At 70.0% G+C, this 4,566-nt stretch carries 4 protein-coding genes; all 4 read left to right on the top strand.

Going from position 1 to position 4,566, the window contains the following annotated elements:
- A partial coding sequence (locus tag ABFS34_15795) for a hypothetical protein (GenBank protein ID MEN8376890.1) occupies window positions 1–554 on the top strand: 554 nt, incomplete at its 5' end.
- A complete protein-coding gene (gene aroB, locus ABFS34_15790; protein ID MEN8376889.1) occupies window positions 551–1,663 on the top strand; it encodes a 3-dehydroquinate synthase in 1,113 nt (370 codons plus the stop codon). The genes ABFS34_15795 and aroB, both read left to right, overlap by 4 nt.
- Before the next feature lie 140 nt (window positions 1,664–1,803).
- A complete protein-coding gene (locus tag ABFS34_15785) occupies window positions 1,804–3,399 on the top strand; it encodes an AMP-binding protein (GenBank protein ID MEN8376888.1) in 1,596 nt (531 codons plus the stop codon).
- Between the two features lie 294 nt (window positions 3,400–3,693).
- Window positions 3,694–4,566: NYN domain-containing protein (locus ABFS34_15780; protein MEN8376887.1), on the top strand; the 873-nt coding region annotated here is incomplete at its 3' end.

Raw genomic sequence — 4,566 nt, 5'->3', positions numbered from 1 at the left:
GCTTCGCGCAGGAGCTGTGGCGGCAGGCCGCCGCCGGCGGCCTCGACGGCGCGCCCCCGTTTCCGGCGCCGCTGGGGGAGTACCTGCCCGGCTCCACCGAGCAGATCCGTCGCCCAATCGAGCGCTTCTTCGAGGCGCGGGACGCCCCCACGGAGCTCAGATTCGCGGCCGAGAGCGCGAGCGGCGATTGGCCGATCCTGTACGAGAACACGATGGGCGAGCTGGGCCTCTCCGTCGCGCTGGGGGAGTGGCTGGGCGAGGACGCCAAGGCGCTCGCCTACGGCTGGGACGGCGACCGGTACGTGGCGCTGCGCATGCCGGACGGGGGCGTCGCGCTGGACTTCGCGCTGGCGTGGGACGACGCGGCCTCGGCCGACGCCTTCGCGGACGCCTACGAGCGCGCGGCGGCCGTCCGGCCCAGCAGGGCCGTGTCCGTGGGCCGGGAGCGCGTCGAGGGCCGCGAAATCGTGCGCGTCAGGGACGTGCCCGCCGGCTCCGACCCGGAGGCGATCCCCCCGCGCGCGCTTACCCTGATCGACGGAGGGGACGGATGACGCGCGTCCGCATCGACACGCCGCCCGTCCCCGCCGGTTCCTACGACGTGCTGATAGAGGCCGGCGCGTTCGAGCGCTTGGCGACGCTCATCGCCGAGATCGTTTCCGCCCGTCACTTCGCCGTGATCTCCGACGCTGTGGTGGCCGACCTGCTGGGCGAGCGGGTGCGCAAGGACCTGGAGGACGCAGGCTTCACCGCCGAGCTGGTGCGCTTCCCGGCGGGTGAGCAGCAAAAAAATCGAGACAGCTGGGGCTCGGTGATCGACGCCGTGGCGGGCCGCGGCCTCGGACGCGACGGCTGCGTGGTCGCCGTCGGGGGCGGCGTCACAGGAGACCTGGCGGGCTTCGTGGCGGCCAGCTTCATGCGCGGCGTGCCGGTGATCCAGGTGCCCACGACGCTGCTGTCGATGGTCGACGCCTCGGTGGGCGGCAAGACCGGCCTGGACACGCCCCTCGGCAAGAACATGATCGGCGCCTTCCACCAGCCGGCGGCGGTCATCGTCGACCCGCGCACGCTCGCGAGCCTGCCGGCCGACCACTTCCGCGCCGGCCTGGCGGAGGCCGTCAAGCACGGGGCGATCACGGACGAGCCGTATCTCGACTGGATCGTCGCCAACGCGGGTCCGGTGGGCGAGCACGACGAGGGAGCGCTGGAAGAGCTGATCCGCCGCTCGGTCGAGATCAAGGCCGCCATCGTCTCCGCGGACCCGACCGAGCAGGGGCCGCGTCAGGCCTTGAACTTCGGGCATACGTTCGCCCACGCTCTGGAAACCTGGACCGGCTACAGGACGCTGCACGGCTTCGCCGTCGGCGTGGGCATGGTCGCGGCCGCCGAGGTCGGCGAGCGAGCGGGGATCACCGCGCCCGGCACGACGGATCGCCTGCGCGAGGCGCTCGAGCCGCTCCACGTCCCGGTGCGGCCGACCGGTGTCGTCCCAGCGGAGCGGATCCTGGACCTCGCGCGCCTGGACAAGAAGAGCCGTGAGGGTCGCATCCGCTACACCTTGCTGGCGCGCCTGGGCCAGGTCGCTCGAGGGTCCGGTGGCGGCTGGTCGGTGCCGCTCGAGGACGATCTGGTAGCCGGCGTCCTGCGGGACCTCTGGGGGTAGCGCCGGCGGGCTGAACGCGGGCGGGGTTCCGATTGACGCTCCCACGGCCCGCCGCCTATTTTGCGCGCCGTCTCTTCCGCGCCGCGCCGGGCACCGTCGGGAACGGGAGAACGGATCCTCTCCTCGGAGTCGGAGGCTGCATGGCGCTCCTCGAGCGCGACAGCACCATCACGGTGGACGGGGCGCTGGACGCCCGCGTCCAACGCGATCCCGACGCTCCGTATCTCCTGTTCGGCGACCAGACCCACAGCTACCGGCAGATCCGCGATCAGGCCGACGCGCTCGCCGCGTCCCTGCACGGGCTCGGCGTCGGCGCCGGTGACCGCGTCGCGCTCGTCCTGCCCAATTGGCCCGAGTTCGCCGTTTCGTTGTTCGCGGCCGCCAAGCTCGGCGCCATCATCGTCCCCCTCAATCCGCGCGAGCCCGCGTCCGAGCTGCACTACATGCTGCGGCACTCGGAGGCGGCGGCCGTGGTGACCGCGGAGAGCTACGGCGGCACCGACTATCTGCACCTCTTCGAGGAGCTTCTGGGGAGCCTGCCGGACCTTCGCTTCGTGCTCACGGTGGGTCCCGAGGACCTCTGGTATGACGACCGCATCCTTCAGTTCGAGGACCTGGTCTCGGCAGGCGCGGGCAAGTCCTATCCGGCCCACGAGGCTTCGCCGGATCGGCCTTTCGCGATCTTCTACTCGTCCGGTGCGGCGGGCAAGTCGAAGGGCGTCCTACTCAGCCACGCCAACGTCCTGCGCGCGTCGGCGTCGACGGTGGAGGCAGTGGACCTGGGGGAGGACGACGTCGTCGCCGGCGTAACCACGGTGTTCCACGTGTTCGGGCTGGGCCCCGGACTGCTCGGTACGCTGCTGGCGGGGGCCGCGCTCGTGCTGCAGGAGGACTTCGATCCGGTCGAGTCCCTGGACCTGATCGAGCGGTACGGGGTTACGATCCACTACGGCGTGCCGACGGTGTTCCTGACCGAGTTGCGGGAGGTGGGCATCGGCAGCCGCGACCTGTCGACGCTGAGAGCGGGCATCGTCGCGGGCGCCCCGATCGGCGACGCCGCGCTGAGGAAGATCCGCGCCGAGTTGTGTCCCAACCTGCAGGTCGCCTACTCGTTGACGGAGACGGCCTCCACGGTGGCGATCACGCGCTTGCGCGATCCAGAGGAAAAGCAGCTATTTACCCTCGGGCGACCGATCGAAGGGACCGAGATCAGGGTCACTGAAGCGGACGGCACGGTCCTTCCGGTAGAGAGCCTCGGCGAGATAGCCGTCAAGGGCCCGGGCGTCATGCTCGGGTATTATCGCCAGCCCGGAGAGACCAGCCTGGCGCTGGACGCGGAGGGATTCCTTCGTACGGGCGATGTAGGGATGGTGGACGAGGAAGGTTACGTCCACGTCGTGGGACGATGGAAGGAAGTCATCATTCGGGGCGGATTCAACGTGGTCCCCCGCGAAGTGGAAGACAGGTTGCAGGCCCATCCGGCGATCCGGGAAGCCGCCGTGGTGGGAGTGCCCGACGAGGTTTTGGGTGAGGCCCTGTGTGCGTGCGTCGTGCCCGTGGAGGGGGCGATCGTCACGGCCGAAGAGATCAGGGCGTGGTGCAGGGGAGCGGTCGCCGACTACAAGATCCCCGACCTCGTGCGCTTCCTGGAGGAGTTCCCGCTCACCGCGAGCGGGAAGCTGCGGAGACCGGACCTCGCGCGCGCGGTCAGCGCGGAGGGAGCCGGTTCCGCGTAGGACGACTCGCCGCGCGCGACGGCCCGGCGACGTCCACAAACGGAACTGCGCCAGCGTGGTGCCGGCGCACAAAACAAAGGGCGAGCCGAGATCGGCTCGCCGCGAAGGCCGCTTCGCCGATCCCGCGGATCGTGACCCCGGGGAGGCGCGGCCCGCCCCCGGCCCCACAGGGCCGGCTGCGGTGCCGTCGCCTCGAGCGGGGGGACGATCAGGAGGACGTGGGCAACACCAGGCTCACGATCCGCGCGGACGGGAAGGGGTCTCGCGAACCGAAAGAGACAATTCGTGAGACACATGACAGTGCCCACGCGGGCGCCCCATCAGGGCGGATCCGCACCTCAAACGCATCATTTGCCCAACGCGGCGCTCCTCATCGACTTCGACAACGTCACGATGGGGATCCGTAGCGACCTGACCAGGGAGCTGCGCGCCCTCCTGAACAGCGAGGTCATCCGCGGCAAGGTGGCGGTGCAACGCGCCTACGCCGATTGGCGCCGCTACCCGCAGTACATCGTGCCGCTCTCGGAGGCGTCGATCGACCTGATCTTCGCACCCGCCTACGGTAGCTCCAAGAAGAACGCGACGGACATCCGGCTCGCCATCGACGCGCTGGAGCTCGTGTTCACGCGCCCCGAAATCGGGACGTTCATGCTGCTGTCGGGCGACTCCGATTTCAGCAGCCTCGTGCTCAAGCTCAAGGAGTACGGCAAGTACGTGATCGGCGTAGGGATCCGCGAATCTGCGTCGGACCTGCTCGTGCAGAACTGCGACGAGTACTACTCCTACAGCGCGCTCACTGGCCTGACGGCGGCCGGCGAGGACAGCGGCGAGCGCCACGACCCCTGGGAGCTCGCCGAACGCGCCGTTCTACGGATGGAGAAGAACGGCGACGTGATGCGCTCCGACCGCCTGAAGCAGGTGATGGTCGAAATGGACCCCGGTTTCGACGAGAAGGAGCTGGGGTTCACCAAGTACAACAAGTTCCTGACCGAGGCGGCCGGCAAGAACCGCCTGAGCCTCACCAAGCTGGAGAACGGCCAGTTCGAGGTGGCGCCTCCCGGCAAGCCGAGCGAGGGCGGCGCCGGCGAAGAGGCGCGCGGAGAACGACGCGGGCGTGGCCGCGGACGCGGCCGCGATCGCGGCAGGCGAGGCAGGACGGCGCCTCGG

It is taken from the genome of Gemmatimonadota bacterium, from assembly GCA_039715185.1.
GTDB lineage: Bacteria > Gemmatimonadota > Gemmatimonadetes > Longimicrobiales > RSA9 > DATHRK01.
The sequence above is the reverse complement of the archived record's forward strand: the minus strand, read 5'-3'. Positions and strand labels throughout refer to the sequence as shown.